The 24,644-nt window shown below is 63.9% G+C and carries 21 protein-coding genes and 2 pseudogenes; 16 read left to right on the forward strand and 7 right to left on the reverse strand.

The features are described from left to right. The first annotated feature begins 17 nt into the window (after positions 1-17). From RLDS_RS29775 to RLDS_RS29805, 8 genes are all read left to right on the forward strand, one after another. Positions 18-1,592 carry a TIGR01244 family sulfur transferase gene (locus tag RLDS_RS29775; RefSeq protein ID WP_021224320.1) on the forward strand — a complete coding sequence of 525 codons (1,575 nt, stop codon included), beginning with the start codon at positions 18-20 and terminating at the stop codon, positions 1,590-1,592. Beyond that, positions 1,592-3,364 carry a SulP family inorganic anion transporter gene (locus RLDS_RS29780; RefSeq protein WP_040603450.1) on the forward strand — a complete coding sequence of 591 codons (1,773 nt, stop codon included), beginning with the start codon at positions 1,592-1,594 and terminating at the stop codon, positions 3,362-3,364. Before RLDS_RS29775 ends, RLDS_RS29780 begins: the two co-directional genes overlap by 1 nt. A 586-nt stretch (positions 3,365-3,950) precedes the next feature. Further along, the gene (locus RLDS_RS29785) at positions 3,951-5,075 is read left to right on the forward strand and encodes a S1C family serine protease (protein WP_021224322.1); all 1,125 of its coding nucleotides are present in this window, start codon (positions 3,951-3,953) and stop codon (positions 5,073-5,075) included. 65 nt (positions 5,076-5,140) lie between these two features. Further along, positions 5,141-6,046 carry a LysR substrate-binding domain-containing protein gene (locus tag RLDS_RS29790; protein ID WP_021224323.1) on the forward strand — a complete coding sequence of 302 codons (906 nt, stop codon included), beginning with the start codon at positions 5,141-5,143 and terminating at the stop codon, positions 6,044-6,046. 236 nt (positions 6,047-6,282) lie between these two features. Next, a complete protein-coding gene (locus RLDS_RS54895; protein ID WP_021224324.1) occupies positions 6,283-6,456 on the forward strand; it encodes a DUF465 domain-containing protein in 174 nt (57 codons plus the stop codon). A 2-nt stretch (positions 6,457-6,458) separates the two neighbouring features. Beyond that, complete coding sequence (locus tag RLDS_RS29795; protein WP_021224325.1) at positions 6,459-7,187, forward strand: Bax inhibitor-1/YccA family protein; 729 nt, start codon at positions 6,459-6,461, stop codon at positions 7,185-7,187. A 2-nt stretch (positions 7,188-7,189) separates the two neighbouring features. Next, positions 7,190-7,450: a TFIIB-type zinc ribbon-containing protein gene (locus RLDS_RS29800; protein WP_031297227.1), complete on the forward strand. Its 261-nt coding sequence runs from the start codon at positions 7,190-7,192 to the stop codon at positions 7,448-7,450. Positions 7,451-7,573: 123 nt separating this feature from the next. Further along, complete coding sequence (locus RLDS_RS29805) at positions 7,574-8,554, forward strand: TerC family protein (protein ID WP_021224327.1); 981 nt, start codon at positions 7,574-7,576, stop codon at positions 8,552-8,554. A gap of 371 nt (positions 8,555-8,925) precedes the next feature. On the opposite strand, the gene RLDS_RS29810 is transcribed toward RLDS_RS29805, so the two are convergent. Then, positions 8,926-11,895, reverse strand: coding sequence for a Tn3 family transposase (locus RLDS_RS29810; protein WP_021224328.1), 2,970 nt, complete (start codon positions 11,893-11,895; stop codon positions 8,926-8,928). A 173-nt stretch (positions 11,896-12,068) separates the two neighbouring features. On the opposite strand from RLDS_RS29810, the gene RLDS_RS29815 reads away from it, so the two are divergent. Further along, entirely contained in the window at positions 12,069-12,629 is a 561-nt protein-coding gene (locus RLDS_RS29815) for a recombinase family protein (RefSeq protein ID WP_017184234.1), read from the forward strand. 84 nt (positions 12,630-12,713) lie between these two features. Here the strand turns inward: RLDS_RS29815 and RLDS_RS29820 are convergent, their stop codons facing one another. The 4 genes from RLDS_RS29820 to RLDS_RS29835 form a co-directional block, all read right to left on the reverse strand. Next, the gene (locus tag RLDS_RS29820) at positions 12,714-13,793 is read right to left on the reverse strand and encodes a Cj0069 family protein (protein WP_157838154.1); all 1,080 of its coding nucleotides are present in this window, start codon (positions 13,791-13,793) and stop codon (positions 12,714-12,716) included. Between the two features lie 88 nt (positions 13,794-13,881). Further along, entirely contained in the window at positions 13,882-14,613 is a 732-nt protein-coding gene (locus RLDS_RS29825; protein WP_008603800.1) for a superoxide dismutase, read from the reverse strand. Between the two features lie 11 nt (positions 14,614-14,624). Beyond that, on the reverse strand, positions 14,625-16,022 hold the full coding sequence (gene chrA, locus RLDS_RS29830; protein ID WP_008603799.1) for a chromate efflux transporter: 1,398 nt from the start codon (positions 16,020-16,022) through the stop codon (positions 14,625-14,627). Between the two features lie 2 nt (positions 16,023-16,024). Beyond that, positions 16,025-16,975 (reverse strand): chromate resistance protein ChrB domain-containing protein, encoded by a 951-nt coding sequence (locus tag RLDS_RS29835; protein ID WP_025160483.1) that lies wholly within the window; start codon positions 16,973-16,975, stop codon positions 16,025-16,027. A gap of 168 nt (positions 16,976-17,143) precedes the next feature. Here RLDS_RS29835 and RLDS_RS29840 point away from each other — a divergent pair, with 168 nt between their 5' ends. The 4 genes and pseudogenes from RLDS_RS29840 to RLDS_RS54905 form a co-directional block, all read left to right on the forward strand. After that, the gene (locus tag RLDS_RS29840; RefSeq protein WP_008603797.1) at positions 17,144-18,034 is read left to right on the forward strand and encodes a DUF1259 domain-containing protein; all 891 of its coding nucleotides are present in this window, start codon (positions 17,144-17,146) and stop codon (positions 18,032-18,034) included. Then, positions 18,031-18,435, forward strand: a complete 405-nt coding sequence (locus RLDS_RS29845; protein ID WP_228165648.1) for a PepSY domain-containing protein — start codon at positions 18,031-18,033, stop codon at positions 18,433-18,435. The genes RLDS_RS29840 and RLDS_RS29845 overlap by 4 nt, the downstream gene beginning before the upstream one ends. 75 nt (positions 18,436-18,510) lie before the next feature. Next, on the forward strand, positions 18,511-18,837 hold the full coding sequence (locus RLDS_RS57340; RefSeq protein WP_223178489.1) for a Rap1a/Tai family immunity protein: 327 nt from the start codon (positions 18,511-18,513) through the stop codon (positions 18,835-18,837). 207 nt (positions 18,838-19,044) lie between these two features. Next, positions 19,045-19,287 (forward strand): annotated as a pseudogene (locus RLDS_RS54905) (CZB domain-containing protein); the annotation flags it as partial. 4 nt (positions 19,288-19,291) lie between these two features. Here the strand turns inward: RLDS_RS54905 and RLDS_RS29855 are convergent. Both RLDS_RS29855 and RLDS_RS29860 read right to left on the reverse strand, forming a co-directional pair. Continuing rightward, positions 19,292-20,419 (reverse strand): tyrosine-type recombinase/integrase, encoded by a 1,128-nt coding sequence (locus RLDS_RS29855; RefSeq protein WP_021224331.1) that lies wholly within the window; start codon positions 20,417-20,419, stop codon positions 19,292-19,294. Positions 20,420-20,435: 16 nt separating this feature from the next. Continuing rightward, on the reverse strand, positions 20,436-21,890 hold the full coding sequence (locus RLDS_RS29860; protein WP_021224332.1) for a Swt1 family HEPN domain-containing protein: 1,455 nt from the start codon (positions 21,888-21,890) through the stop codon (positions 20,436-20,438). Between the two features lie 141 nt (positions 21,891-22,031). Here RLDS_RS29860 and RLDS_RS29865 point away from each other — a divergent pair, with 141 nt between their 5' ends. The 3 genes and pseudogenes from RLDS_RS29865 (at position 22,032) to RLDS_RS54910 (ending at position 24,627) form a co-directional block, all read left to right on the forward strand. Further along, the gene (locus RLDS_RS29865; protein ID WP_021224333.1) at positions 22,032-22,436 is read left to right on the forward strand and encodes a hypothetical protein; all 405 of its coding nucleotides are present in this window, start codon (positions 22,032-22,034) and stop codon (positions 22,434-22,436) included. A 98-nt stretch (positions 22,437-22,534) separates the two neighbouring features. Next, positions 22,535-23,785 (forward strand): hypothetical protein, encoded by a 1,251-nt coding sequence (locus tag RLDS_RS29870; RefSeq protein ID WP_021224334.1) that lies wholly within the window; start codon positions 22,535-22,537, stop codon positions 23,783-23,785. Between the two features lie 84 nt (positions 23,786-23,869). Further along, positions 23,870-24,627 (forward strand): annotated as a pseudogene (locus tag RLDS_RS54910) (IS5 family transposase). The last annotated feature ends 17 nt before the right edge of the window (positions 24,628-24,644 follow it).

The following is a 24,644-nucleotide window of genomic DNA, read 5'->3' on the forward strand; positions in this document are numbered from 1 at the left end:
TTTTGGGAAACGTCCGCATGACCATCAAGCAGCTTTCTCCGACGCTCAGCGTCGCCCCGCAGCTCACTCCGGCGGATATCGCCGACATAGCCGCAGCGGGGTTCCGCTCGATCATCTGCAATCGCCCGGACGGTGAAGCACCCGGCCAGCCGCCCGCGCGCAGTATCGAGCAGGCCGCGGCAAGCGCCGGCTTGGCCTTCGTCCATGTTCCCGCCGTCGCCGGCGCGCTGACCGAGGCGGATGCCGAGGCCATGGCCAAGGCGCTCGACAGGCTTCCGGCGCCCGTCCTCGCCTACTGCCGCTCGGGAGCACGGTCGGAAAAGCTCGCGGAAATGGCGGGGCGGGCCGGGCAGCGAGCGGCGGAAGAGGACTACGACATCGTGGTGGTTGGCGGAGGTAGCGCGGGAATAGCTGCTGCCGCCAGCATCCTGAAGCGGCGGGACCATCTGCACCTCGCGGTCGTCGAGCCCAATGAAGACCATTATTATCAGCCTGGCTGGACAATGGTCGGGGCCGGCGTGTTCGACGCCGCGGTCACCCGGCGCGAGGAAGCGCGGCTGATTCCAAAAGGCGCGCACTGGGTCAAGGCAGCGGCGCGCAGCTTTCAGCCCGATGCCAATCAGGTGATGCTGCAGGACGGCCGGCGGCTCAGCTACAAGGTCCTGATCGTCTGTCCCGGCATCAAGCTCGACTGGGACGCCATCCCCGGTCTTGCCGCAACGCTCGGCCGTAATGGCGTCACTTCGAACTACCGCTACGACCTGGCACCCTATACGCACCGTCTCGTCAAAGCTTTCAAGGGCGGCAGGGCGCTGTTCACTCAGCCTGTGATGCCGATCAAATGCGCCGGCGCCCCGCAAAAGGCTATGTACCTCTCCTGCCATCGCTGGGAAAAAGCCGGCGTGCTCGGCGCCGCCGACGTGCATTTCCACACAGCAGGCGGCGTCCTGTTCGGAGTGCCCGATTATGTCCCAGCGCTCATGGACTATGTCGAGCGCTACGGCATAAATCTGCATTTCGGCTCGAGGCTGGTCGAGATCGACGGACCCCGACAGACGGCGGTATTTGAACGAGCCGACGGCAAAGGCACGCAGCGCGCGGCCGAGCGCTTCGACATGATCCATGTCGTCCCACCGCAGGTCGCGCCCGACTTCATCCGCGAAAGCCCGCTCGCCGCGGCGTCGGGCTTTGTCGAAGTCGACGAGACGACGCTGCGTCACCCGCACTACTCGAACATCTTTGCCCTCGGGGACGCCTGCTCGGCGTCGAACGCGAAGACCGCAGCGGCCGCCCGGGCCCAGGCGCCGGTCGTCGCCGTCAACGCCCTCGCAGCGCTCGACGGCCGGCCGCCGGCCGCGGCCTATAATGGCTATGGCAGCTGCCCCCTGACGGTCGAGGCCGGCAAAATCGTGCTCGCCGAGTTCGGCTATGGAGGCAAGCTCCTGCCGAGCTTCCCAGGATGGCTGATCGACGGCACCCGCCCCTCGCGGCTCTCCTGGCTCCTCAAGGACACGATCCTGCCCCCGGTCTACTGGCATGGGATGCTCAAAGGCCGGGAATGGATGGTCAGGCCGCAGCCGATCGGCGCGTGATGGCGAAGCTTGCGCATTACCTGCCGGCGCTCGCCTGGGCACGCGGCTATGACCGGGCCACGCTCGCAAGCGACATGACCGCGGCGGCGATCGTCACGATCATGCTCATCCCCCAGAGCCTCGCCTATGCAATGCTCGCGGGGCTCCCACCCGAAATCGGGCTTTACGCCTCGGTCGCGCCCCTCCTCGCCTATGCCGCCTTCGGCACGAGCCGAACTCTGGCGGTGGGGCCGGTCGCCGTAATCTCCTTGATGACGCTGACCGCCGCCAGCGCGATCGCAGCGCCGGGAAGCCAGCGCTTCATCGCAGCCGCGCTCATACTTGCGCTGCTATCCGGACTGATCTTGCTGGCGATGGGCCTTCTCAGACTGGGGTTCCTCGCCAGCCTTCTCTCGCATCCAGTCGTCTCGGGCTTCATCACCGCGAGCGGCATTCTCATTGCAGCAAGTCAGATGAAGTCGCTGCTCGGCGTCGACGGCGGGGGCGCCACCTTGCCCGAGCTTATTGCCGGGCTTGCTAGCGATCTCGCCTCGATCCATCCGCCCACGCTCGCAATCGGCGTCAGCGCCTGCGCTTTCCTGTTCTGGGTGCGCAGCGGAGCAAAGCCTCTGCTGATCCGCCTCGGCATCGCGCCTCGCGTCGCCGATCTTCTCGCCAAGACCGGTCCGATCGCGGCTGTCGCGGCTTCAACGCTCGCCGTCCTCGCGCTGGAACTCGAGGACAACGGCGTCCGGGTGGTCGGCCAGATTCCCCAGAGCCTTCCGCCCCTCACGCTGCCCTTGTTCGACGCGCAGCTCTGGCGGCAGCTCGCGGTTCCCGCGCTTCTTCTCTCGGTGATCGGCTTCGTCGAGAGCGTATCGGTATCCCAGACACTCGCCGCCAAGCGGCGCCAGAAGATCGATCCGGACCAGGAACTGATCGGCCTGGGCGCCGCCAATGTCGCGGCCGCGTTCACCGGCGGCTATCCGGTGACGGGCGGCTTCGCACGCTCGGTCGTCAATTTCGACGCCGGAGCGCAAACGCCGGCCGCCGGCGTTTACACTGCCGCCGGCATTCTCATCGCGGCCCTCTTCCTGACGCCGCTCCTCGCCGCGCTTCCGATTGCCACGCTCGCCGCGACGATCATCGTCGCCGTTCTCAGTCTGGTGGACCTCAGGAAACCGGTCGAGATCTGGCGCTATTCCAAACCCGATTTCGCAGCGATGCTGGCGACGATCCTTCTGACGCTGGCCATCGGGGTCGAGGCGGGGATCATCGCCGGCGTCGGTCTCAGCCTGGCGCTCTATCTCTGGCGGGCATCACGACCGCACGCCGCTATCGTCGGCCGCGTTCCTGAAACCGAGCATTTTCGCAATGTCGCGCGCCATAGGGTTTTCACAGACCCCCGGGTGCTCACGATCCGCATCGATGAGAGCCTGACCTATCTCAACGCTCGGTGGCTGGAGCAGTTTATTCTCGAACAAATCGCCGAAAAACGTGAAGTGCGACACCTCATCTTGATGTGCTCGGCGGTCAACGCCATCGATGCCTCCGCACTCGAGAGCCTCGAGATGATCAATCGGCGTCTTGCCGATGCCGGTGTTCGCCTGCACCTGTCGGAAGTCAAAGGCCCGGTCATGGACGCGCTCGAGCGCTCGCATCTGCTCGACGGCCTCTCAGGCAAGGTCTGGCTGTCTCAGCATGAGGCTTTTACGAAAGTTATCGCTCTCGCGGACCGGGAACAGGAGTCACTGGCTGCGCCTGATCTCTGGGCCGCCAGAGGCGCGATATAGAGTTTACGGTTGACCGGGCTGACCGGCTTCATCGGCAGGCATCTCGTTGTCCTGCCCTCTGCCGGCTGTTCGGCGCTTTTGGCGTCGAGGTGCCGTTTCAGCGCATATCCGCCGACAGCGACCGCAACGAGGCCGAGCGGACCCAGACGCCGTATCAGCGCGGCTGCGCCAGCGCCAAGGAGCGCTCCGCCGGGGCCCCCGAGCCCCCGCACGTGCTTGGCCGCTCGTTCGCCCGCAATCGCACCCAGAAACTTGCCGATCATGATCGTCCTTTCTCCTGTCTCCGAAGCCGAGATCTACGTCGCAGATCCTCTGACCCACACCTCACGATTTCACAAGTACGCGGCAGTGGGCCGATAGCGAACGCTGCTTCACCATGGGGTCAAGGTCACGGCACAGACGTTACGACGATCAAGCGTATCATGGACGTCGATCGTCCGAGCGGCGCGGAACGTGCGCTCATAGCAGGAGCATGCCACCCACCCCGCCACCATCCGCAAGTCGCGAGCCTCGCGGCAGCTCGCCTGCAACAATCGGGATCTGAGATACTTGACGCAACTCCCACAGCCGCAACGTGTCTTCAGGAATGAGCCCTAAAACAGCGAAACTCGGCTTTATCGGCCACTGCCTTCTCGTCACTGCCTGCGCCGCCGCGCTGATCCTGTTGTGGCGCGTCCTCCAGCCGATGGCTCCAGCGGATCCCGCATCCCGGCTTGTAACGGCGCGGGGCGACCTTGCCGGCGATGAAAAGGCGACCATAGCCCTGTTCGAAAAGGCCCGCGGATCGGTCGTCTATATCTCGACATCCCAGCTGGTGGAGGACGCCTGGTCGCGCAATGTATTCTCCGTCCCGCGCGGCACAGGGTCCGGCTTCATCTGGGACGGCGCCGGGCACGTCGTCACCAACTTCCACGTGATCCAGGGCGCCTCGGAGGCGACGGTCCAACTTGCCGACGGTCGCAAGTTCCGCGCCTCGCTGGTAGGCGCCAGCCCGAGCCACGATCTTGCGCTGCTCAAGATCGGCGTTGCGCTGCGCCGCCCGGCACCCGTTCCCATCGGTACCAGCGAGGATCTGAAGGTCGGACAGAAGGTCTTTGCCATCGGCAATCCGTTCGGGCTCGACTGGACGCTCACCACCGGCATCATTTCTGCGCTCGACCGATCGCTGCCAAGCGAGCGCGGCGGACCCAGCATCGAACATCTCATCCAGACCGACGCCGCCATCAACCCCGGCAACTCGGGCGGCCCACTGCTCGACTCGAGCGGACGCCTGATCGGGATCAACACGGCGATTTTCAGCCCGTCAGGCGCGTCGGCAGGCATCGGTTTCGCGGTCCCGGTCGCCACCGTCATGCGCGTTGTCCCGCAACTTATCAAAAGCGGCCGCTATGTTCGGCCGGCTCTCGGCATCGAAGCGGACGAGCAGGTGAACGAACGCCTGCAAGCGATCACCGGACTGGAGGGGGTCTACGTCCTAAGCGTTCGCCCCGGATCGCCCGCGGCCCGCGCAGGCCTTGTCGGCATTACGGCGACACCAGGCGGCATCGTGCCGGGAGACCGCATAACCGCGATCGACGGAGAAGATGTCGACAGCCTCGGCGCGCTCCTGGCGAAGCTCGACGACCGCAAGGTCGGCAATGTCGTCAAGCTCACCGTGTCGCGCGGCGAAGCAGCCCGAGAAGTTCCAGTGGAACTGGAAGCGGGGACCTAGCTGACGAGAAGAGACAGCGCCAATCAGGATTGAGCCAGGCGATAGTTTCACTCTATCGTCCTGTCATGCCGACACTCCGCCAGCTCGAATATCTCGTCGCCCTCGCGGACCTGCGCCACTTCGGTCGAGCCGCGCAGGCCAGTCACGTCTCTCAGCCCTCGCTCAGCCAGCAGCTGCGCGCGCTCGAGCAGCGCCTCGGAACCGTTCTTGTCGAACGCAATCAGGGCAGTGTCGAACTCACGCCCATCGGCCGCGAGCTTGCCGAACGCGCGCGATGCGTGCTGGTGGCCGTGGAAGACATGCGCGAGCTCGCCAGGCGCGCGCAGGAAGGTAACGCCGGCACGATCCGCTTCGGCGTCACGCCCACCTTAGGGCCCTATCTCATGTCGAACGTGATCCTGGCGCTGCACCGCCAACAGCCGGGCTTGCGGCTCTATATCCGCGAGGGCATTCCGGATGAACAGGCGCTCGAGCTGGCGCGCGGTCAGCTCGACATGTTGCTCGGTCCGCTGCCGATCGCCGGCGAAGGGGCGATAGTCGAGCCGCTCTTTCGCGAACGGCTCCGGCTTGTGGCCGCGCCCGACCACCCCCTTGCGCAGCGGCCGGTCCTTCGCAGAAGCGACCTCAAGGGCGCGCAAGTGCTGAGCCTTCATTCAGCGCACCATCTCCATCGGCAGGTCGCTGGCTTCTGCATGGAACTCGAAATGGAGCTGCTGCGCGATTACGAGGGCACCAGCCTTGACAGCCTGCGGCAAATGGCGGCGACGGGCCTCGCGCTCACCATTCTTCCGGATCTCTATATTCGCTCGGAAGTGGGCGGCAGCGCCGGAGTCAAAGTGCTGGAGGTCAAGGACTGGGAACCGACCCGCAGCATCGCCGCGGCCTGGCGGCACGGCGCCGCCTTTGCCGACGCCTATGCCAGTATCGCGGAATGCGTGCGATGCGAGGCGCTGGCAATCGTAGGCGCGTAAGCCGATAGGCTGATCCTATCGCCGAGAGGGGGAGAGATCGATTGGCGAGAACACCGCCCCTTCGCTAGATACAAGACGTGGCCCGGGCCCCTCTGGCACGGCAGCGGCGAGAAGTCCTGTCGTGCGATGTCGGACCACATCGGACGTTCCGATGGCATGCAAGCGGGCCCTATCATCGCCGAAATGCCGTCAGCTCTCCGATCGAACCCATGGTTTGTGACTAGAGGAGATATACAATGAACTGGCGTGCCTTCCGTCTGCACGAGATGCACAAGCGGATCGATGAAGCGCTTCGCGCCGAGCAGCGCCATACGGTCCCCAACCCTTTCGAAATCATGCGCCTGAAGAAGCTCAAGCTGGCCCTGAAGGATCGGCTCGCTGCCCTCGCGCGAACACCGAGGAGAGTGTGAAGATGGAGCGGTACAGATCCTACCCATCTGCGAACGCGCATGCCGCGAGCGCGGCGACGACAACCTTTGATGCCGGCCTGCGCCGGCACATGCTGGGCATCTACCGCAACATGGGCCTCGGCCTCGCCATCACCGGCGCGGTCGCACTCGGCGTCGCCTCGAGCCCGGCCATCTATGAGCCGATCTTCAATACGCCGCTCAAATGGGCGGCGATGTTCGCGCCGCTGGCCTTTGTCCTCTTCTTCTCCTTCCGCATCGAGCGCATGAGCACGGCTTCGGCTCGAACGGCGTTCTTTGCGTTCGCCGCGGTCATGGGCATCTCCATGGCGAGCATCTTCCTGGTTTTCACCGGGCAGAGCATCGCGACGACCTTCTTCATCGCCGCTTCGATGTTCCTCGCGATGAGCCTATGGGGCTACACGACCGGCCGGGACCTTTCGAAATGGTCGACTTTCCTGCTGATGGGTCTGGTCGGCGTCGTCATCGCGAGCCTGGTCAACCTCTTCCTCGCCTCGAGCATCTTGCAGCTCGTGCTCAGCATCGTCGGGGTGATCGTGTTCACCGCGCTCACCGCGTTCGACACCCAGCGGGCCAAGTCCGACTATCTCGCCTATGGCGGCACGCAAGCCGCCGAGAAGCTCGCCGTGATGAGCGCGCTCTCGCTCTACCTTAATCTCGTCAACCTTTTCCAACTGCTGCTGACCTTCTTCGGCCAGCGCCAGGAGAACTGATCATGCTTTGCCCTTCGTGCAGAACCGCGCTCCAGATGTCGGAGCGCTCAGGCATCGAAATCGACTATTGCCCCTCCTGCCGGGGCGTGTGGCTCGACCGCGGCGAGCTCGACAAGATCATCGAGCGCAGTGCGGCCCCGCCCGCCCCACCAGCCGCGGCTGCCCAGACGTCGCCCGGCTGGAGCGGTCCGCCCCATCAAGGCGGTTACCACCCGCCTTATCAGAAGCGCCGAAAGAGCTTTCTCGAAGAGCTCTTCGACTGATCGGCGGCGCGCCGCACCGCGCGGCCGCCGTCACTCTTCCCGCCGGGCCCCGCTGGCAGACTGACCGTCTGCGATGTCGGAGGGACAAACGCGGCCGCTTGCCGGCCGTGAAAGGAGAGACACATGGATTTCCTGTTTGTTGATTGGCTCGGCAAGCCGCTGTGGCTCTGGCTGAGCTTCCTGGGAATCGTCATCGTCATGCTCGCGGTCGATCTCGGCATCGTGCACCGCAAGTCGAAGGAAATCGGCGTCACCGAAAGCCTGGTGACGTCCGCGGCCTACATCCTGCTCGGCCTCGCCTTCGGCGGCTGGGTCTGGTGGTACATGGGCGCAACCGCGGGCATGAACTATCTGACCGGCTTCGTGGTCGAGAAAAGCCTGGCGATGGACAACGTCTTCGTCATCGCCATGATCTTCACCTATTTCGCCGTGCCGCGCCTCTACCAGCATCGCGTACTGTTCTGGGGCATCCTCGGCGTCATCGTCCTGCGCGCGATCATGATCGGTGTCGGAGCAACGCTGGTTGAGCAGTTCAGCTGGGTGCTCTATGTCTTCGCGGCCTTCTTGATCTTCACCGGCGTCAAGATGTGGCTCTTCGCCGACAAGGAATATGACGTCGCGGCCAATCCCGTGCTCAAGTTCGTGCGCCGGCATTTCCGCGTGACCGACCGCCTGCATGGTGAGCATTTCTGGGTGAAGCAGGCAGACCCCGCCACCGGCAAGCAGGCCTGGTTCATGACCCCGCTCATGCTGGCCCTGCTGATGGTCGAAATCGTCGACGTGGTCTTTGCCGTCGACAGCGTCCCGGCGATCTTCGCCATCACGACCGATCCGTTCATCGTCTACACCTCGAACATCTTCGCCATTCTCGGCCTCAGGGCGCTCTATTTCGCGCTCGCCGCGATGGTCGACCGGTTCCACTATCTCAAATACGCGCTGGCGATCCTGCTTGTGTTCATTGGCTCGAAGATCTTCGTCGCCGACGCGCTGGGCCTGGCGAAGATCCCGCCCGTGGCTTCGCTTTCGGTCACCTTCGCGATCCTGGCGGCCGGCATCGGCTGGTCGCTATGGAAGACGAGGGACCAGGCCGCGCACCCGGCCTGAACAACCTTGCCGGCGGGGACGTCCCCCCCTGCCTTCCCGCCGGCGCCTTTTTCCTGGCCTTGCCTCGTCCGCATGCAGGCGCCGCTCATCTCGAAAGGAATGGTCTTGGCGTCTCGTCCAACGCGCGCATTGCTCGTGATCAATGCGCTGAGCCGGTCAGGCGCAGCGATGGGCGAGGCGGCGCACCGATTGCTCGCCGAGCAGGGCTGCACGGTCACTCGGCTCGACAGCAGGACATCCGAGGAGGTCAGCCCCTGGATTGCCCGGCAGGGCGATGCCGCGGTCGGCAAGTCCGAGATCACCCCGCACGTGGCGTCACCTCAAGGTTTGTGCGCCAGACAACGATTTGGCGGACATAATGAGAACACTGGCTATGCCACGAGTTTGAGGCGGGCCATGGGATCGTTGAGGGTGCGGAACTCGCCAGGGGAGAGCCGGTTTGCCCTTTGCCACAGATAGTCGCCGGTCAAACTGATATGCACCCAGCCCATCGGCGAGAGATGGGCAAGCAGCGCATCATCGAAGGTGCCGCCGGATGATTGGAGATGCTGGGCGGCCCTGTCCATATAGACGGTGTTCCAGTAAGAAATCGCCGCGATCAGCAGATTGAGGCCCGATGCCCGATATTCCTGATTCTCGATCGAGCGATCGGTGAACCGCCCCTGTCGGTTGGTGTAGATCGCGGCGGCAAGGGTATGACGTGCTTCGCCTTTATTGAGGCCGGCCTGGCAGGCGCGACGCAAGTCGGGCTGTTCAAGCCAGTCGAGCGCAAATAGCGTCCGCTCGATGCGGCCGAGTTCGGCCAGCGCAAAATCCAGCCTGTTCTGGCGCTTGTAGGCGGCCAGCTTGCGCAGGATCGCGGAGGGCGCAACGGCTCCTTCCTTAATGGAGGCGACGATCCTGACGATGTCATCCCAATCGGCTTCGATCGCCGCCGTCTTGATCGTGCGGCCCATGAGGCTTTCGATGCCTTTGTAGGTCGAAGGCGCGGCGATCGAGCCGAGTTTCCGGTCGGCGATGTCGCGCAGACGGGGCACGAACCGGAAGCCGAGAAGATGGCAAAGGGCAAAGACATGGTCCGTCGCGCCGCCGGTATCAGTGTAATGCTCATGCAGCGGTAGCGCGCCGGCGCCGAGCATCAGGCCATCCAGCACGTAGGGGGCCTCGCCGGCGGTGGCCGACATGATCCGCGATCCGAACGAGGCAAAATGATCGGACAGGTGGGAGTAGATCTTCAGGCCCGGCTCGCTGCCATATTTCGCATTGATGTCGGCCGCCGCCGATCGGTTGCGGCCCGAGCGGAAGAACTGCCCATCGGAGGATGAACTAGTGCCGGCTCCCCAATGGCGCGTGAAAGGAAGATCATGGTGCGCGGCAACGATCATCCCCAACGCGGCCTGATAGTTTTCGGGCGACAAATACCAGTTGTGGGTCCAGGCAAGCTGGGCGTAGCTCACCCCGTCGCTGGCGTTGGCCATGCGCTCTAGACCCAGATTCGATCCATCAGCGAGAATGGCGGCGAGGATCGCGTGCGGGTTGTCATGCTCCTTGCCGGACCGAAGATCGCGAAATGCGCTCAGGAACCCGGTGCGCTCGGCCACCTCGACCAGGAGTTCGGTGATCCGCACGCGCGGAAGCAAGGCGTCGAGCCTGCGATCGAGAGCCTCCGCCTCGGGTGGAGTGATCGCCGGCATGGGTTGCAGCTTGAGCCGGTCGCGTTCGAGCGCCACGCCCGCGAGCCTGTTCGCCTTGAGTTGCTTGGCGAAACGGCGCAGCCGCCAGTCGAGCGTCCTTGCCCGCTCCTCCAGATAGGCGGCCGCATCGGTCTGGAATGGCAGGCTGTCGGCCACCTTATCGGCATCGCGTCGACTCAGCAAATAGGTGTCGAAGCGGCGATAATTGCGGGTTCCTTCGACCCATATGTCGCCGGCGCGCAACCGATCGCGCAGCGTGGCCATGATGGCCGTCTCGTATCGCCGGCGATCGACCTGGCCACCTTCGGTGATGAGGCGCTTCCACTGCCGGTTGGCGAATGGGAGCGGAACGCCCTCGGGCAGGCTGCGGGCCTTGCGGGCATTGGTATCGCGGATGACCTCGATGGCCTTGATCAGTTGCGATCCGCTCCCCGATGCCTTGAACGTGAATGTATCGAGGAAAGCCGGGCTGAACCGCCGCAGCGTCGCATAGCGACCAGTCGCCGCGACAAGCGCATCTTCGCCCGCCAGCTCGGCCAGCGCATCGACCTGCGATTTGGCTGCGACCAGTCTGTGCCAGCCTACCGCTTCGTCGATCAGTTCGAGCGGATTACCGCCATGTTCGACCGCCTCTCCCAGCGCGGCGATCGTCGCGCCGAACAGCCGCATAAGTTCGCCGACCGAGCGGATGCTGTCCTGATAGCGCCTTTCCCGCCCGCGCCGCGCCCGTGTGAACAGGCTTCCGACAAGCCTGTCGAACATCTGGATCGCACCATCGGCGAGCCTGGCATCGAGGTCGATGACCGCCGCGATCAGCGTCGCGCGGCGCCTGTTAAGGCTATAATCGGAGAGCAGGAACGCCGGCGCAACGCCACCTTCGCGCATGAACTGCGCGAACCGGAAGTCGGGGATTTTCGCGCCGATCGCCGGGTCGATGCCGATTCCGCGCACATAGCGTAGCCGTTCCAGCAGCCCGTTGATGTTCGCCGTGGTGGGCGCTTCCTCGAAATTGCGCAGCCAGGCCAGCGGCGTCATGCCGAAGTCGCTGTTGTTGACGATCAGATCATCGATCCGCGCCAGTTCGGCATGACCCAGGCTTTCGACAATGAGCGCCGCCGCGGCTTTGCGGGCGCGTGCCCTGCCGGCGAGGCCCGCACGTTCGAGCGTGTCTGCCGATGGAAGAATGAAGCGTTCCTGCTTCAGCCCCTCCATCAATGCGCGGACAATAGGTTCGCCCCGATCGGTCCGCTCCGCAGCTCTTGCGGCGAGATCGAGCGCGAGCGGTATATCCCCTCGCCGAAAAGGGTGTAGCCCCAGATGCCGTGCCGCAATGTCGGCATGATCGTTACGTGTTTGCGCGCGCTGGCCATAGTCGGCGAACGCATCAACATCGACGAAGAGCTGGGCGGCGAGATAGTGAAGGACCGCATCGGGGACGTCGACGTCGGGCTGCAAACCGAAGCCGGGATGCCGCATAAGCGCGATCTGCGTTGCCAGACCGAGGCGGTTGGCAGGGCGATAGCGGCGACCGACCAGTTCGAGATCCTCGGCGGCAAGGGTATAGTGGCCGACGATCGCGGTTTCGTCATGGGGGATATCGAACAGGCGACGCCTTTCTTCTCCGGTCAATAATCGCCGCCGCGCCATCCTGCCTCCATCCCGAGTCGAGAGCGACAGGCTAGCGTCAATCTGGAGTATAGCCTAACCGGACGTCAGGATGCAGCGGCGGTTTCTGTCAGGATAGGGTTATGGCAAGCATTTATTGACGCATGTTCCGCCGTGTCATAGAATTCAACCTGACATTTTGACCGGAGGCGGCGATGAAAGGCCAGAGGATCGGTTACGTCCGGGTGAGCACATTCGATCAGAATGTCGATCGCCAGTTGGACGGGCAGTCGCTCGACCGGATTTTCACCGACAAGGCATCGGGCAAGGACATCAACCGCCCCGAACTCGATGCCATGCTCGCCTTCGCCCGCGAGGGTGACACCGTCGTGGTCCACAGCATGGATCGATTGGCGCGTAATCTCGACGATCTGCGCAAACTGGTTCAGTCCCTCACCAAAAGAGGCGTCCGGATCGAGTTCGTGAAGGAAAGCCTGGCCTTCTCGGGCGAGGATTCCCCGATGGCCAACCTGATGCTCTCGGTCATGGGTGCGTTCGCCGAATTCGAGCGCGCCCTGATCCGGGAGCGGCAGCGCGAAGGCATTGCGGTCGCCAGACAACGCGGTGCTTATCGCGGGCGGAAACGTTCCCTCTCCGACGAAATGGTCGCCGAGCTGCACCGCCGTGTTGATGACGGCGAGCGCAAGGCCGTCATCGCCCGTGACCTGGGGATCAGTCGCGAAACCCTCTACCAGTATCTCCGCGCTGCCACCTGAGCCGGTTTCACCCAGCCTCGCTCACCCTTAGGCTTGTCTGATTGATACGACCAATGTCACGTCTCTTGAATTGCTTGAATCATATCAATGAGGATTGGAGGTCTCCTTCGTCAAACGAATGGCAAGAGCGCGACCGATTGCCGCTGCGGCGACTGGCTGGACGGCGCTTGGCGGAAATGGTGCAACCGAACTAGCATTGATCTCGCAAAGCGCATAGGAGCCATCGCTGATGGCTTCACCAGGGCGAAATAGGAAGTCGGCGTCCCAAAGAAGCGGAAGATCGTGGTCGACGATCGACAGCAACCTTTGCATCTCTGGAATCCAGCGATCCTCCATCGCTTTCCGTAAGGCTGCGAAGCGCGTCACCTCCGGTCCGAACATGGCGCGGCCCATCGGCTGTGGGGTTGACGACGTTGTATCAATGGCCGTTGGCGTCATCAGCGCAGTGATCAGGTTGTGCCCAAAGCCAACCACTCGGTGCCCGCACACGTAGCAGCGGACCATGCCCTCGGACGACTGCGGCTGATAAGCCTGATCGATCAGCACGCCGCCGTCGTTTAGAAACGGCACCCACCTTTCCAAGCACTCGGCTAGGCTGATGCGCTCCGATTTGCTTCCTTGGCGGGCCTCTTGAACTTTCACCGACGTTTTCAAAGCCGGAGCGTTTCCCGCTTCGTCTAGTTGGACACGCCATACATTCCTGCCGCCGTTGCCGTAGTTCGGCTTCAGCACGCGCGGGCCTGCGGCAAGATGTTCGGGGAAACGAGCGCGAAGGCCTTCAGCGTCCACGTATCGATCGACATCGCTGCCCCATTCCATGGATCGCGTTGTGTAGAGCACTTCCTTGACGCCGATTTTGGCGATCACGTCAGGATGCGCGCTGACGACAACGCCGCACCCCGCGACTTCGCGCAGCATTGGATCGAGCTGCGAGCGGTCGCCTGAAATGTCCAACGGATTCACCCAGACCAGCACTGCGTCGCACGACAGCAGCTCGTCCCGAATCTCGCGAACCGCCTCGTCCCTGTACAGTACAGGCCTTGCGGTCGCCCCGAGCGCCCGCAAGGCCTGCATTATCGGCCACTGCCGGGCTTCATGAAAGCGATGCGTCCACTCGGCTGCTTGCCCACGCCAAAGAAGAGCGATGTTCGGGCCGGATGTCATTGTTGCATCTCCCCATCGGACCTGTCCCCTTTGTGGTCGCGAACTCAGGTGTCGCGCAGCAGTGGGTGTTAAGCCACGGCGGTCGGGTTCAGCCGCCGCCGCGCAAAGCCGCGGCATAGCGCCGGTCGACCACTTCCCAGTCGATGTTGCGGAAGAAGGCGTCGACATATTTGGCGGCGGCGGTGCCGTAATCCATGTGGAAACTGTGCTCGTACATATCGAGCGCGAGCAGCGGCACGCCGGCAATCGCACCGTGCATATGATCCCACGCCCAATGGTTGTGCAGCGAGCGCGTGTGGAGATTGTAGACGAGCACGCACCAGCCCGATCCGCCGGCAAGGCTCATCCCGGTACGGCGGAAGTCGGCTTCCCAGCGGTCGAACGAGCCGAACGCCGCGCCCAGCGCGTCGCGGATGGAACCGGCTGCCTGGCCGTTGCCGCCGAGCCCGTCGAAATAGACCTCATGGAGCACGACCGAGCCGGTGCGGTGCAGCTCCTCGCGCTTCAATCCGCCATAGACCACCGGCGGCAGGTCCGTGTCAGCGAGCGCGGCGGCAAGTCGTGTCTCGATCATATTCAGGGCCTTGACCGAGCCCGCATAATTGTTCTCGTGGTGCGATGTGATCAGCCTTTCGGAGAGGCCGTGAAGCCTGGCGGGATTGAACCTGAGCGGCTTGACCTGATGATTTCCGGCAAAGGCGGGGACAGCCGCCGGCGCTGCGGCCGGCGTCTGCGCAGAGGCTTCGTTGATAGTCATGGCGGCGGCTCCGATGCCAAGAGTTGCGATTGCACTGCGTCGGGAAAGATGGTCGATCGTCACGCGTCACTCCTTCAGATGATCATTACATATGCGGCCCCGAGGACCGAGCAGACGCCGAGCACCGGCAGCATGCCGGCCTTGAACCGGAACATGGCGAGTATCGCACCCACCGCGAGCGCCAGCGCCGGCCAGTTGACGGACGTTAGGACTGGGAGATCGATGGTGCCGGCTGCGAACGGCACTTCGCGGACTTGCTCGAACAGAGTGTGGATACCAAACCAGACCGCCAGATTGAGGATCACGCCGACCACTGCGGCGGTGATCGCCGAAAGCGCGGCCGACAATGCGCGGTTGCCGCGCAGCCGCTCGATGAATGGCGCGCCGGCGAAGATCCACAGGAAGCATGGCAGGAAGGTAACCCAGGTGGTGAGGATTGCGCCGAAGGTCGCGGCGACGAGCGGCGGCAGCCCGGTCGCTTCGCGGAAGGCCGCGAGGAAGCCGACGAACTGCGTCACCATGATCAGCGGCCCGGGCGTGGTCTCGGCCATGCCGAGCCCGTCGAGCATCTCGCCGGGCTGGAGCCAGCCATAGGTCTCGACTGCCTCCTGCGCGACATAGGCGAGCACCGCATAGGCGCCGCCGAAGGTCACCACCGCCATCTGGCTGAAGAAGGTGGCGATGCGGCTGAACACGTCGTCGGGGCCGAACGCGAACAGCAGCGCTGCGACCGGCCCGAGCCAGAGCAGCAGCAGGACGCCGGAGATGCGCAGCGACCAAGAGAGGTTCGGCCGGGCATGGTCGGGAAGGCCCTCGCCAAGAGCGGTGTCGCGGTCGTGGATTATCTCAGCGCCGGCGGGACCATGTCCGCCGCCGCCCTTGAATGCGGCGTAACCAGCGCGGCCACCGAAGAAGCCGATCAGCGCGGCGGCAAGCACGATCAGCGGGAAGGGCACGTCGAGCACGAAGATCGCGACGAACGCCAGCGCGGCAAAACCGCGCATGACGTTGTTCTTCAAGGCACGCGAACCCACCCGGACCACCGCCTGTAGCACCACCGCCAGCACGGCGGCCTTCAATCCGAAGAACAATCCCTCGACCAGCGCCACTTCGCCGAGCAGCACATAGACATAGCTGAGCCCTAAAATCGCGAGGAAGCCGGGCAGCACGAATAGCGCGCCCGCGACCAGGCCGCCCTTGGTCTTATGGAGCAACCAGCCAATATAGACAGCTAGCTGTTGCGCTTCAGGGCCGGGCAGCAGCATGCAATAGTTGAGCGCGTGGAGGAACCGCTCCTCGCCGATCCAGCGCTTCTCCTCGACCAGGATGCGATGCATCACCGCTATCTGGCCCGCCGGTCCGCCGAAGCTGAGCAGCGCGACCCTGATCCAGACGCGCACCGCCTCGCCAAAGCTGATGCCGTGCTCGTGCAGCGTCTCGACTGCGATTTCAGCGCGTGCGCTGGCCTCCATCTTTAGTCCTCTTTTCGCCGGGTGAAGTGAGCATAGAATCCGTCGAGCGCGGTCGATCCGCGCGCGATCCGCTCCTCGTCGTCGTCGGTGCCGGCACAGATGCCGGCGATAAGCGCGCTCACTCCCGGAGTTTCCGGGCGCTCGAACCGAGCATCGGCAATATCAAGGTCGTGAACAATTTCGCCGAGCGCCCGCAGCGCGGGGTCGGTCTCGAGACCGGTGAGGAACACCAAGGTCTCGAAGGAGCAGCGGTCGCCTTCGTGGGTGAACTCAGCGTCCGCCATGTCGAACCTCAGTTCGTCAGGCTCCGGCACATATCCTTTGCCCTCGACGAACTTGAAGCTCGCCTCGGGGTCGATGAAGCGGCGAATGAGCCAGGCGGACGCGATGCGATCGACATGGACATGGCGGCGCGTCACCCAAACGCGGCGCTTTAGCTCCGCCGGGGTCAGCTCGGGCGCACCGGGGCCGCTCACATCGGGATGTTGGTGAGAGCGGCGGTCCGCCTCGGTGATGGCGGCCTGTGCCGCCTGCCGACCATGCGCACCGAAAAAGTCGATCGCGGCGACCTCGTTCAGGCGTTTGCGCAGGCGGCCCACATCCGCCGCCGCGACATACTCGCCCTCACACAGCGCGCGCGCCTCGCGTGCCAACTCCTCATAGTCGGCGTCACGCGCAGCGTCGAACACTCCGCGCAGCTCCGCATCGCCCATGCCGCCGACAAGGCGCGCTTCGAGGATCAGCGCCTCGCCGCCATTTTCGGTGATCTCGCGATGCAGTTCTTCGAACAGCGCGCGCGTGTCCTCGCGATTGGGGAGCGCATGGACGGCGTTCTTGAGCGGCGCGGCCCCGATCGCCTGCAAACGCCGCCAGACCTTCACCCGCAAATAGGCAGGCTTAGCCGGAAGCTGCGGGATCAGGAGCAACCAAGGGGAAGCTTGTGTGTTTGTCATAGTTGTATCGTCACTAGCCTACAAGTGTAAGGGTTGCATCACAAGCCTCATGAGCATAGGACTGCTTATCCCGAAGAAAGAAACCGGAGCGCAATGTCGCGGCTCGCCGGCGGCGCGCTCGCATGACGTGAGGCTTTCCGTGTCGAGTGCGCTGATGAAGGATCAATTATGCTGAAAAAGACCATCGCCTTGGGATTCGCCAGCCTCCTGCTGGCAAGCCCGGCATGGGCAGCGCCGGACTGGTCGGCTGTCGACCGGGCGATAGGACGAGCGGGGGCCGAACAGCCGGGGGGCGTTCACCGCTACAGCTTCCCGCGTTCGGACCTGAGCGTCACGCTGGATGGGGTGACGATCAAGCCCTCCCTCGCGCTCGGCTCTTGGGCGGCGTTTCAGCCGATGGGCGACGAGGCGATGGTGATGGGCGATCTCGTGCTGACCCACGACGAGGTGAACCCCGTTTTGAGCCGCCTGCTCGCAAGCGGTTTTACGATCACCGCGCTCCACAATCACCTGCTCCGCTCTTCGCCTGCGACCATGTACATGCACATTGCCGGCCACGGCGACCCGGTGAAGCTCGCGGCCGCGCTCCGGCAAGCGCTATCAGCCAGTCGGACCCCGCTCGCCGCGCCGCAATCGCCTTCGGCCAGCGCAGCCGCATCGCGGCTCGACCTCGATGTGGCCGCGCTCAACCGGTTGATGGGCGGTGAGGGCAAGACGGCCGGTGGCATCCTCCAATACAGCTTTCCGCGCGCCGAGCGGCTGATGGACGGCGATATGGAGACTCCGCCGACGATGGGCACGGCGACCGCGATCAACTTTCAGCCAACCGGGGACGGCCGAGCCGCCATCACCGGCGATTTCGTACTTGTCGCAAACGAGGTCGATCCGGTCCTGCGCGTGCTGCGGACGAACGGGATCGAGGTCACGGCGCTGCATAATCATATGCTAAACGACGAGCCGCGGCTGTTCTTCATGCACTTCTGGGCCAACGACGACGCAGCCAAGCTCGCCCGTGGGCTGCGCGCGGCGCTCGACAGGATGAACAATCAGAGGAGTTGAACTCGGACGACGGCTCATTGGGCCGTAACCGCCGCCCGCCCGACCCCACGGCCCTTATGCAGGAAGTGGAATGGAACATGGCTAGCAAACGAACTCTCACTGTTGTCGCAGGCGTGGGCGCGGCCGCGCTGGCGATCGCGGGCGTGGCGATCGCGCAAAACCACGAGGCGAACGAAAACCGGATAATCGGCAAGCACAGCGAACGAGACATCCCGCTTGCTCAGGTGCCCGAGGCCGCGATGAACGCGGCACGCGCGCAACTCGCGTCAATAAGCAAAGCGGAGCAAGTCACCCGAAAGGCGGACGGAAGCACGCTCTATGAAATCAAGGGCAAGAACAGCGACGGAAAGACGATCGAACTGTTCGTCACGCCCGAAGGCCAGGTGCTCGGCCGCGAATGATGGATCAGCACGGGGCGCCGGCCGTCGAGGGCCGTGCGCCCCTTCCGAAATGATACTGCGGAATAGGAGACGAAAATGCGGCCAAGGCGATGGATATTGTTATGCGCCGCTTTGGCCGCCCTGCCTGATAGTGCGATCGGCCAAACCGAACCCGCGTCGGCGACGGGCTCGGCGTTGTTCGTAAGCTGTCAAGCGAATGAGCCGCGATGCGGCGCTTACCTCCAAGGCGTGCTCGACATGATGATCGTCGCGCGAAAAGCGGAATGCCGCGCTCCACGCTATGACCGATCGGCGCTGCGCGCGGCATATTTACGCTGGGCGGAGCAGAATAGCTATTTTATGAGTGTTCATATGGTGGCCGGAGCTGAACGCTCGTTAGCGAAGGCTTGGCCATGTCAGTAGCATCGTACCCCGCGGCGTAGCCTGCCCGGCGGCTGCCTTTGAGGGCAGGCGGAGCGTCCGCCTGGCGGTGAATTCCGCCAGCTCAACGATCCCATGTCGCGCCTCAAGCTCGCTAATTAGCCGATGTTCGCATTATGTCTGCCAAATCGTTGTCTGGCGCACAAACCTTGAGGTGACGCCCACGTCGCGGGTTGCGACGACCAGTGCACCTTCGGCAAATGGCTCTACAGCGACCAGATTACGCTCGCCACACGCGCAGGCCTACCGTACCAGGTCGTGCGCCGCCTTCACGCCGAATTCCATCAGTCCGCCGGCGCCGTTCTCCAGCAGGCGGTCAATGGCAATCGGGGCGAGGCCGAAGCGCTCATGCTTGCCGATTTCACCCCGCGCTCGGAGAAGCCCGTGCGTGCCCTTACAAAATGGAAGCGGGAAGTCGCCGCGGCGGCTTGATCGGCTAGGGCTTGGTCAGCCGGGCAGCCATGCGCGCGCTCGCTCCGCTTTTCGCAGCCAGTTTGGCACCGTAGCGCATGACGGTCTTGGGGTCGCGCCAGCGGTAAGCCTGCATGATCGCTGGCAAGCTTTCGCCGGCCGCGAAGTTGTCCTGCGCCACGCCCACTCGGATCGAGTGCGACGAGACTGCGGATACCCAGCGTTCCAATTCCGCTTCCGACATGGATCCCAAGAGCTTGCGCTCCCAGGCGGCGCGGATCAGCCGGCGGTAAATCAGCGTCACGCTGTTGGGGTGCAGACGCCGCTGGCCGATCGCTGCCACCGACCCGTCGAAATGGGTCTCGACCCTCCGAAAGAGCGGCCCGGTGCGGATCCGGCCCTTTTCGCGCCACCGCGCGATCGCTACCATTGTAAGCGCGGAAAGATAGGCATAGGCCCCCTCCCCTGCCTGGTCGGTTTTGGACGACGGTATGAAGAGCGTGCCGGCGCCGTCGCCGTCCGGACCCTCCACGTGAGAACAATCGATCGCAACCAGCTCGGAGCGTCGCATACCGGTATCATAGGCGACGCGCAGAAACGCCTCATCGCGAAGCCCCAGTTCGTCGCGCCGGCATGCCTTCACCAGATGGGCAAGACAGACGCCGGCCGGCGGACTGTCCAGATCAGAAATGTCTCCTTTGAAGCGGATCGCGCGCGCCTGCCGCTGCCGCACCCCAAGCGCCTTTCGGGCCGCCTTCTTTTCAAGACGGACAAGCGGCGCTGCGGTTGGATCATCAAGCCCTGCCATGCGATAGGCCCAGCCAACGCTGACAAGGTATCGCTCGATCGTGGCGACAGCCCGCGGCGGCTCAGTCGAGGCGTCAATGCCGGCGAGCGCGCGGATCCAGGATGCCACCAGTGCCCCGTCCGCCTCCCCTGCCCTCACCCGATGCTGGCGGCACCAGCGCGACCAGACGGCAAGGTCGGCGCGAAAGGCGCGCCGCGTGTTCGCGGACCAGCCCCGGATAGCCGCGGAAATCATGTCATCATTGATTGTCGCGCAAGGCCCGGCAAGGCTGCGGACCTCGCGCACCACAAGGTCGTCCGCGGCGAGGCCCCGGCCGCCATCCAATAAGGTAATGCTGTCGTTCATGCCCGTGGCGCCCGCGTCATGGCACCGGCTCGCCCATCCAGACATACAGCCGGCGCCCCTCGACGCGCAGTGTGAGCAGATCCTCGACCGTCAGCGGCCGCACATGTGCAACCGGATTACGGATGACGCTCAGCCGGCTCAGCGTTTCGGCGATGGCCGTTTTGACCTTGAAGATCGGCTGAAACACGTCGCGCCAATTTTCGCCATGCTCGATGATGCCGCGATAATCGCCGAAATCGGCATAGTCGAAAAGCTCTCCAGGCGCACGCTGGGCGTCCACATCGGCCTGGCGCCGCCGTTCCCACTCCTCTCGAATATTCTTGTGGACGCGCTGGCGAATCCACTTCTCCCCCACCCCGGCCTTCATGGACCGATCAATAAAGGCGCGCAGCCGGCGCTCGAGCTGGCGAAACATCAAGGAAATGACCGCGTCGAGTTCGTCAGGATCGGCTTCGGGCGGCGCTTCCGGAACCATGCCGAAGGGCACGAAGATATGCCCCACCAGCGCCATCGGTAGGCTCGCCAGGCGCATGTCGAAGCCCCGCGCGATGCGCAGGCCTGACGCCAGCATCGCGTCGTCGACCGCCTCGTCGGCCTCATCCTCGCGCCGGTAATCGCCAAGCTCGGCGCGCACCAGCTGGGTGGCTCGAGGGGCGGCAGGACTGGTGCGCGCCACAATCTCGGTCATGCCCTTGAAAGCGGCATAACCCTCGATTGAAAGCTCGGGGCGGTCATCACGAACCCACGGGGTTTCGATGCCCGCCATCTGGGTGGCGGTCGCCCGCGCCCACTCCCCTGCCGCATCACCGACCCCCGCGACGCCAGCAAGGTCCACTGCGGCGATCTCGGCCGCAGTGGGGAAGCGCAGCTCAGGCACGAGGTCCGGGAACTGCGCCGAAAGCGCGGTGCGAGAAAGGCGCCCGGCATTCGTGCCGGCAATGAGCTCCTCGACTCCGGCAAGCTGCTCCACGATCGAGTGGTCGAGCGCGGTCGCGGTGCCGAGCCGTTCGAGCATGGGCGCAAGCGCGCCACCGCGCGCCAGTGCATCGGCCACCGTGTCGGGGATCAACGGGCGCGCACCCAGCATGCGCTGATAGACGTCAGCTTTCGGCAGGAGCTTGTCGAGCCGCTCGACACTCGCAAGAGCCTCCTGGAACGCGGAGAAGCGACCGGTCGCTTGGGGATAGCCGCCGCTCGAGACGAACTTGTCGAACTCGCTCTGCCGGCGCGTCATTTCCTCCAGGATGTTAGGGCGCCGGTCCAGCATGTCGGTGATGCGCTTGTGGTTCGCCGCCATCTCCTCGAAAATCGTCGGCCGAAGCTTGAGCATCTCGTCGAAGCGTCGCTGGCCTTCCAGCGCCCGCGCGAGAACATCGGCGTTCCTTCCCGCCTGCGTGGCGGCGCGGAGAATATCGGACGCGCCGTTCAGGTCTCGCATCGCTTTGCGGATCGGATCGTCATCAAAATTCACGTGGTTCTTTCTGATGCATGCGCCTTTGTGCGCAACCCTAGCCGCTCACGACTTCTTCCGCTAGTGGTGATAACGATCCATTATCAACACTAGGCATCCGGGCATACTTTACTGAACTTTGCTTTCAGTTCACTATTGGGCATGGCTGACATGCCCTCGCCCGCCTCTTATGGCCCCGATTATACCCCACAAATGGCGGCAGCCATAGCGTCTTGCACCGCGTCCATTTCTCGCCTGGATGCCCGAATTTCCGTCAGTTCCGCCGCCTCGGCATGGAACCGGCGGGCTACCTGGTCAGGCTATGCGCGGGCGCTGCAACTGCAATCGGCCGAGGTCGACGAAATCGACGTATTTTCCTGGGGTTGCGGGCTCCAGATCCCCGGCCGGCCGCTGCGCTCGACCACCCTCGACCTGTTCGACCGCTTCGATGCGTGGGCCGCGGCGCTCGCCGATCCCGACCCGCTCGCCTGGCGCGATACGCTGCCCACCGCCATCAGCGCGCCGGCGGTTGCCACGCAGCACCCTGCTGTCGGCTGCCAAAGTTGATGTCATCGCAGCGTCCGGTGGAAGGGCTTCTGTGCCATAATTAATGGCAACTCCGCTCGTGCGTTTACACGCCCGGCAATTGATTTACCTTCCCGACCATGTCCGAAACCCCTTCCTGGCGTGCCGGCTTCGAGCTGGAAGTCATTCTTGGCGACCTCGGCGAGCCTCGTTTTGAGAGAGAGCTGCGCGAAGGAGAGGCCATGGACGAGGCCTCGCCCGCCTTCTGCCGAGCATTCGCGGCCAAATTGCGGGACCGGACAGGCCGCGCCTGGTCCGCCCCATCCGGAACCCCGAAGCAGCCCGGCTTTTATGTCGTCCCTGAATATGGGCTCGATCCACTGAACTGGCCTGAAGATCGCCTGGCAGGCGTAGAATTGCTGACCCCTCCCCTGCCCCTGGACGATGCCGAGATGGTCAGATCTGAGTTATGCGACGCGATCTACGAGATCGACGGCGATTTCAACTTCTTCGAAAGTGAGCATACCGCCAACTGCGGTTGGCACATCAACATCGATGCCGGGAATGGCCATCGGCTCGATCCCGACCGGTTCATCGTCGGCGTCGATGAATTGCTGCTGCTCGCGAACAACGACCGGCTGTTCAGCCGCTACACGGCCTTGCAGCGCCATGCCGTCGGCGTGCCGCTATTGCGGCATCTGGCGCATGATCCGACCGGCAAATTCCTGCTTGGCTCGGCGCTTGGTAACTTGCTCGAGGCCCGCGCCGGGCGCGACAAAGGCTATGCCGCCAATTTCGCCAAGCTGGACAAGGGCTACTTGGAGTTGCGCCATTTCAGCGCGGAAGCGTTCTTCAACGGCCCTCGCCTCACCGAACAACTCGAGCGCATTCCCGCCGCCTTCGACGTCTGGCCCACCTACAGCAAACCCTTCGAGCAAGCCTTTCGCCAGAAGTTTCTGCTGCTCTCGCGCTGGCTTGCCCGAAATCGCGACAAACTGGCGTGGAACCTGGCTCACGGCCTGGTCGCCGCCTCGGGCCAGGTTCATTTCGTCGACGAACCGCTCGGCCACGTGATGGCCGACGGCCTGGTCGAACTCAATCTGTTCGGGCGCGGCGCGTACGAGTATGTCGCCACCATCCGCGACATTGTCCTCTCGGATATCCCCGAAGCGGTCGCCCTGCTCGCGCTGGATCTTGCCGAGCTTTACAACCTTGGCGTCCGGCAACGGGTCAGCGGCAACAAAGCCTTCCAGCGCGCCGTGCTCCAGCTCGCGGCCTCGTTGCGGAAGGATGCAAGTCTTTCAAGCGCGGCCCAACTTGAGGCGCTGGCCCATGCGGAGGCACAGCGCCGAAAGATGCACCCGTACTCTGATGGGATCGCCGCGTCATAGCGTCATGGCAGACTAAGGCCTGTGGACATTCAGGATTCCCACGCTGCCTGATTTCTGATTCAGGATTCCCAAGGGGAGTTCTGAATGGACGAGCAGCGATTTGTGGTGACGGATGGGATATGGGCGCGCGTTGAACCCCACCTTCCCGGCAAGAAGAGCGATAGCGGTGTGACGGGTAAGGACAATCGCATGTTTTTAGAGGCGGTTCTCTGGCGTGTGCGCACCGGTCTTCCATGGCGGGATCTGCCGCCGGAATTCGGCAATTGGAACAGCGTGTTCCGGCGCTTCCGGCGATGGGCGAAGGGTGGTGTTTTCGAACGTCTTTTCAGAGAGATCCGCGGCGAGCCGGATTTTGAATACGCGCTGATCGACGGTACTATCGTTCAGGCTCACCAGAAGGCGAGCGGCGCAAGGGGGGGACTCACGCTCAGGCCATCGGGCGCTCGCGCGGCGGACTGACCACCAAGATCGTGGCGCTGGTCGATGCGCTTGGAAACCTGTTCAACCTTGTTCTCCTGCCGGGTCAGGCTCATGACCTGAAAGGCGTCGCACCGCTGATCGAGGACGTAGCATTCGATGCGCTTCTGGCCGACAAGGCCTTCGATGCTGACTGGCTGCTTGCCGAGTTGGATGTGCGCGGCGCGAGCGCAGTCATTCCGCCCAAAGCGAACCGCAAGATCAAGCGCAATTACGACCGGCATGCCTATAAGTGGCGACACCTGGTCGAGAACTTCTTCGCGAAGATCAAGGAGTTCCGAGCCATCGCTACGCGCTACGAGAAAACTGCCTGCAGTTACACCGCCAACTGGCACCTCGTCGCGACAATCCTCGCCGCGAAGTGAATGTCCACAGGCCTTAG

Origin of the sequence: Sphingobium lactosutens DS20 (assembly GCF_000445105.1) — a bacterium.
In the GTDB taxonomy this organism is placed as follows: Bacteria; Pseudomonadota; Alphaproteobacteria; order Sphingomonadales; family Sphingomonadaceae; genus Sphingobium; species Sphingobium lactosutens.

What these genes read in the sequence shown, in the direction of transcription:
- RLDS_RS29775 (WP_021224320.1), top strand. Translation starts at nt 18, where the DNA reads ATGACCATCAAGCAGCTTTCTCCGACGCTCAGCGTCGCCCCGCAGCTC.
- RLDS_RS29780 (WP_040603450.1), top strand. Translation starts at nt 1,592, where the DNA reads ATGGCGAAGCTTGCGCATTACCTGCCGGCGCTCGCCTGGGCACGCGGC.
- RLDS_RS29785 (WP_021224322.1), top strand. Translation starts at nt 3,951, where the DNA reads ATGAGCCCTAAAACAGCGAAACTCGGCTTTATCGGCCACTGCCTTCTC.
- RLDS_RS29790 (WP_021224323.1), top strand. Translation starts at nt 5,141, where the DNA reads ATGCCGACACTCCGCCAGCTCGAATATCTCGTCGCCCTCGCGGACCTG.
- RLDS_RS54895 (WP_021224324.1), top strand. Translation starts at nt 6,283, where the DNA reads ATGAACTGGCGTGCCTTCCGTCTGCACGAGATGCACAAGCGGATCGAT.
- RLDS_RS29795 (WP_021224325.1), top strand. Translation starts at nt 6,459, where the DNA reads ATGGAGCGGTACAGATCCTACCCATCTGCGAACGCGCATGCCGCGAGC.
- RLDS_RS29800 (WP_031297227.1), top strand. Translation starts at nt 7,190, where the DNA reads ATGCTTTGCCCTTCGTGCAGAACCGCGCTCCAGATGTCGGAGCGCTCA.
- RLDS_RS29805 (WP_021224327.1), top strand. Translation starts at nt 7,574, where the DNA reads ATGGATTTCCTGTTTGTTGATTGGCTCGGCAAGCCGCTGTGGCTCTGG.
- RLDS_RS29810 (WP_021224328.1), bottom strand. Translation starts at nt 11,895, where the DNA reads ATGGCGCGGCGGCGATTATTGACCGGAGAAGAAAGGCGTCGCCTGTTC.
- RLDS_RS29815 (WP_017184234.1), top strand. Translation starts at nt 12,069, where the DNA reads ATGAAAGGCCAGAGGATCGGTTACGTCCGGGTGAGCACATTCGATCAG.
- RLDS_RS29820 (WP_157838154.1), bottom strand. Translation starts at nt 13,793, where the DNA reads ATGACATCCGGCCCGAACATCGCTCTTCTTTGGCGTGGGCAAGCAGCC.
- chrA (WP_008603799.1), bottom strand. Translation starts at nt 16,022, where the DNA reads ATGGAGGCCAGCGCACGCGCTGAAATCGCAGTCGAGACGCTGCACGAG.
- RLDS_RS29835 (WP_025160483.1), bottom strand. Translation starts at nt 16,975, where the DNA reads ATGACAAACACACAAGCTTCCCCTTGGTTGCTCCTGATCCCGCAGCTT.
- RLDS_RS29840 (WP_008603797.1), top strand. Translation starts at nt 17,144, where the DNA reads ATGCTGAAAAAGACCATCGCCTTGGGATTCGCCAGCCTCCTGCTGGCA.
- RLDS_RS57340 (WP_223178489.1), top strand. Translation starts at nt 18,511, where the DNA reads ATGCGGCCAAGGCGATGGATATTGTTATGCGCCGCTTTGGCCGCCCTG.
- RLDS_RS29855 (WP_021224331.1), bottom strand. Translation starts at nt 20,419, where the DNA reads ATGAACGACAGCATTACCTTATTGGATGGCGGCCGGGGCCTCGCCGCG.
- RLDS_RS29865 (WP_021224333.1), top strand. Translation starts at nt 22,032, where the DNA reads ATGGCTGACATGCCCTCGCCCGCCTCTTATGGCCCCGATTATACCCCA.
- RLDS_RS29870 (WP_021224334.1), top strand. Translation starts at nt 22,535, where the DNA reads ATGTCCGAAACCCCTTCCTGGCGTGCCGGCTTCGAGCTGGAAGTCATT.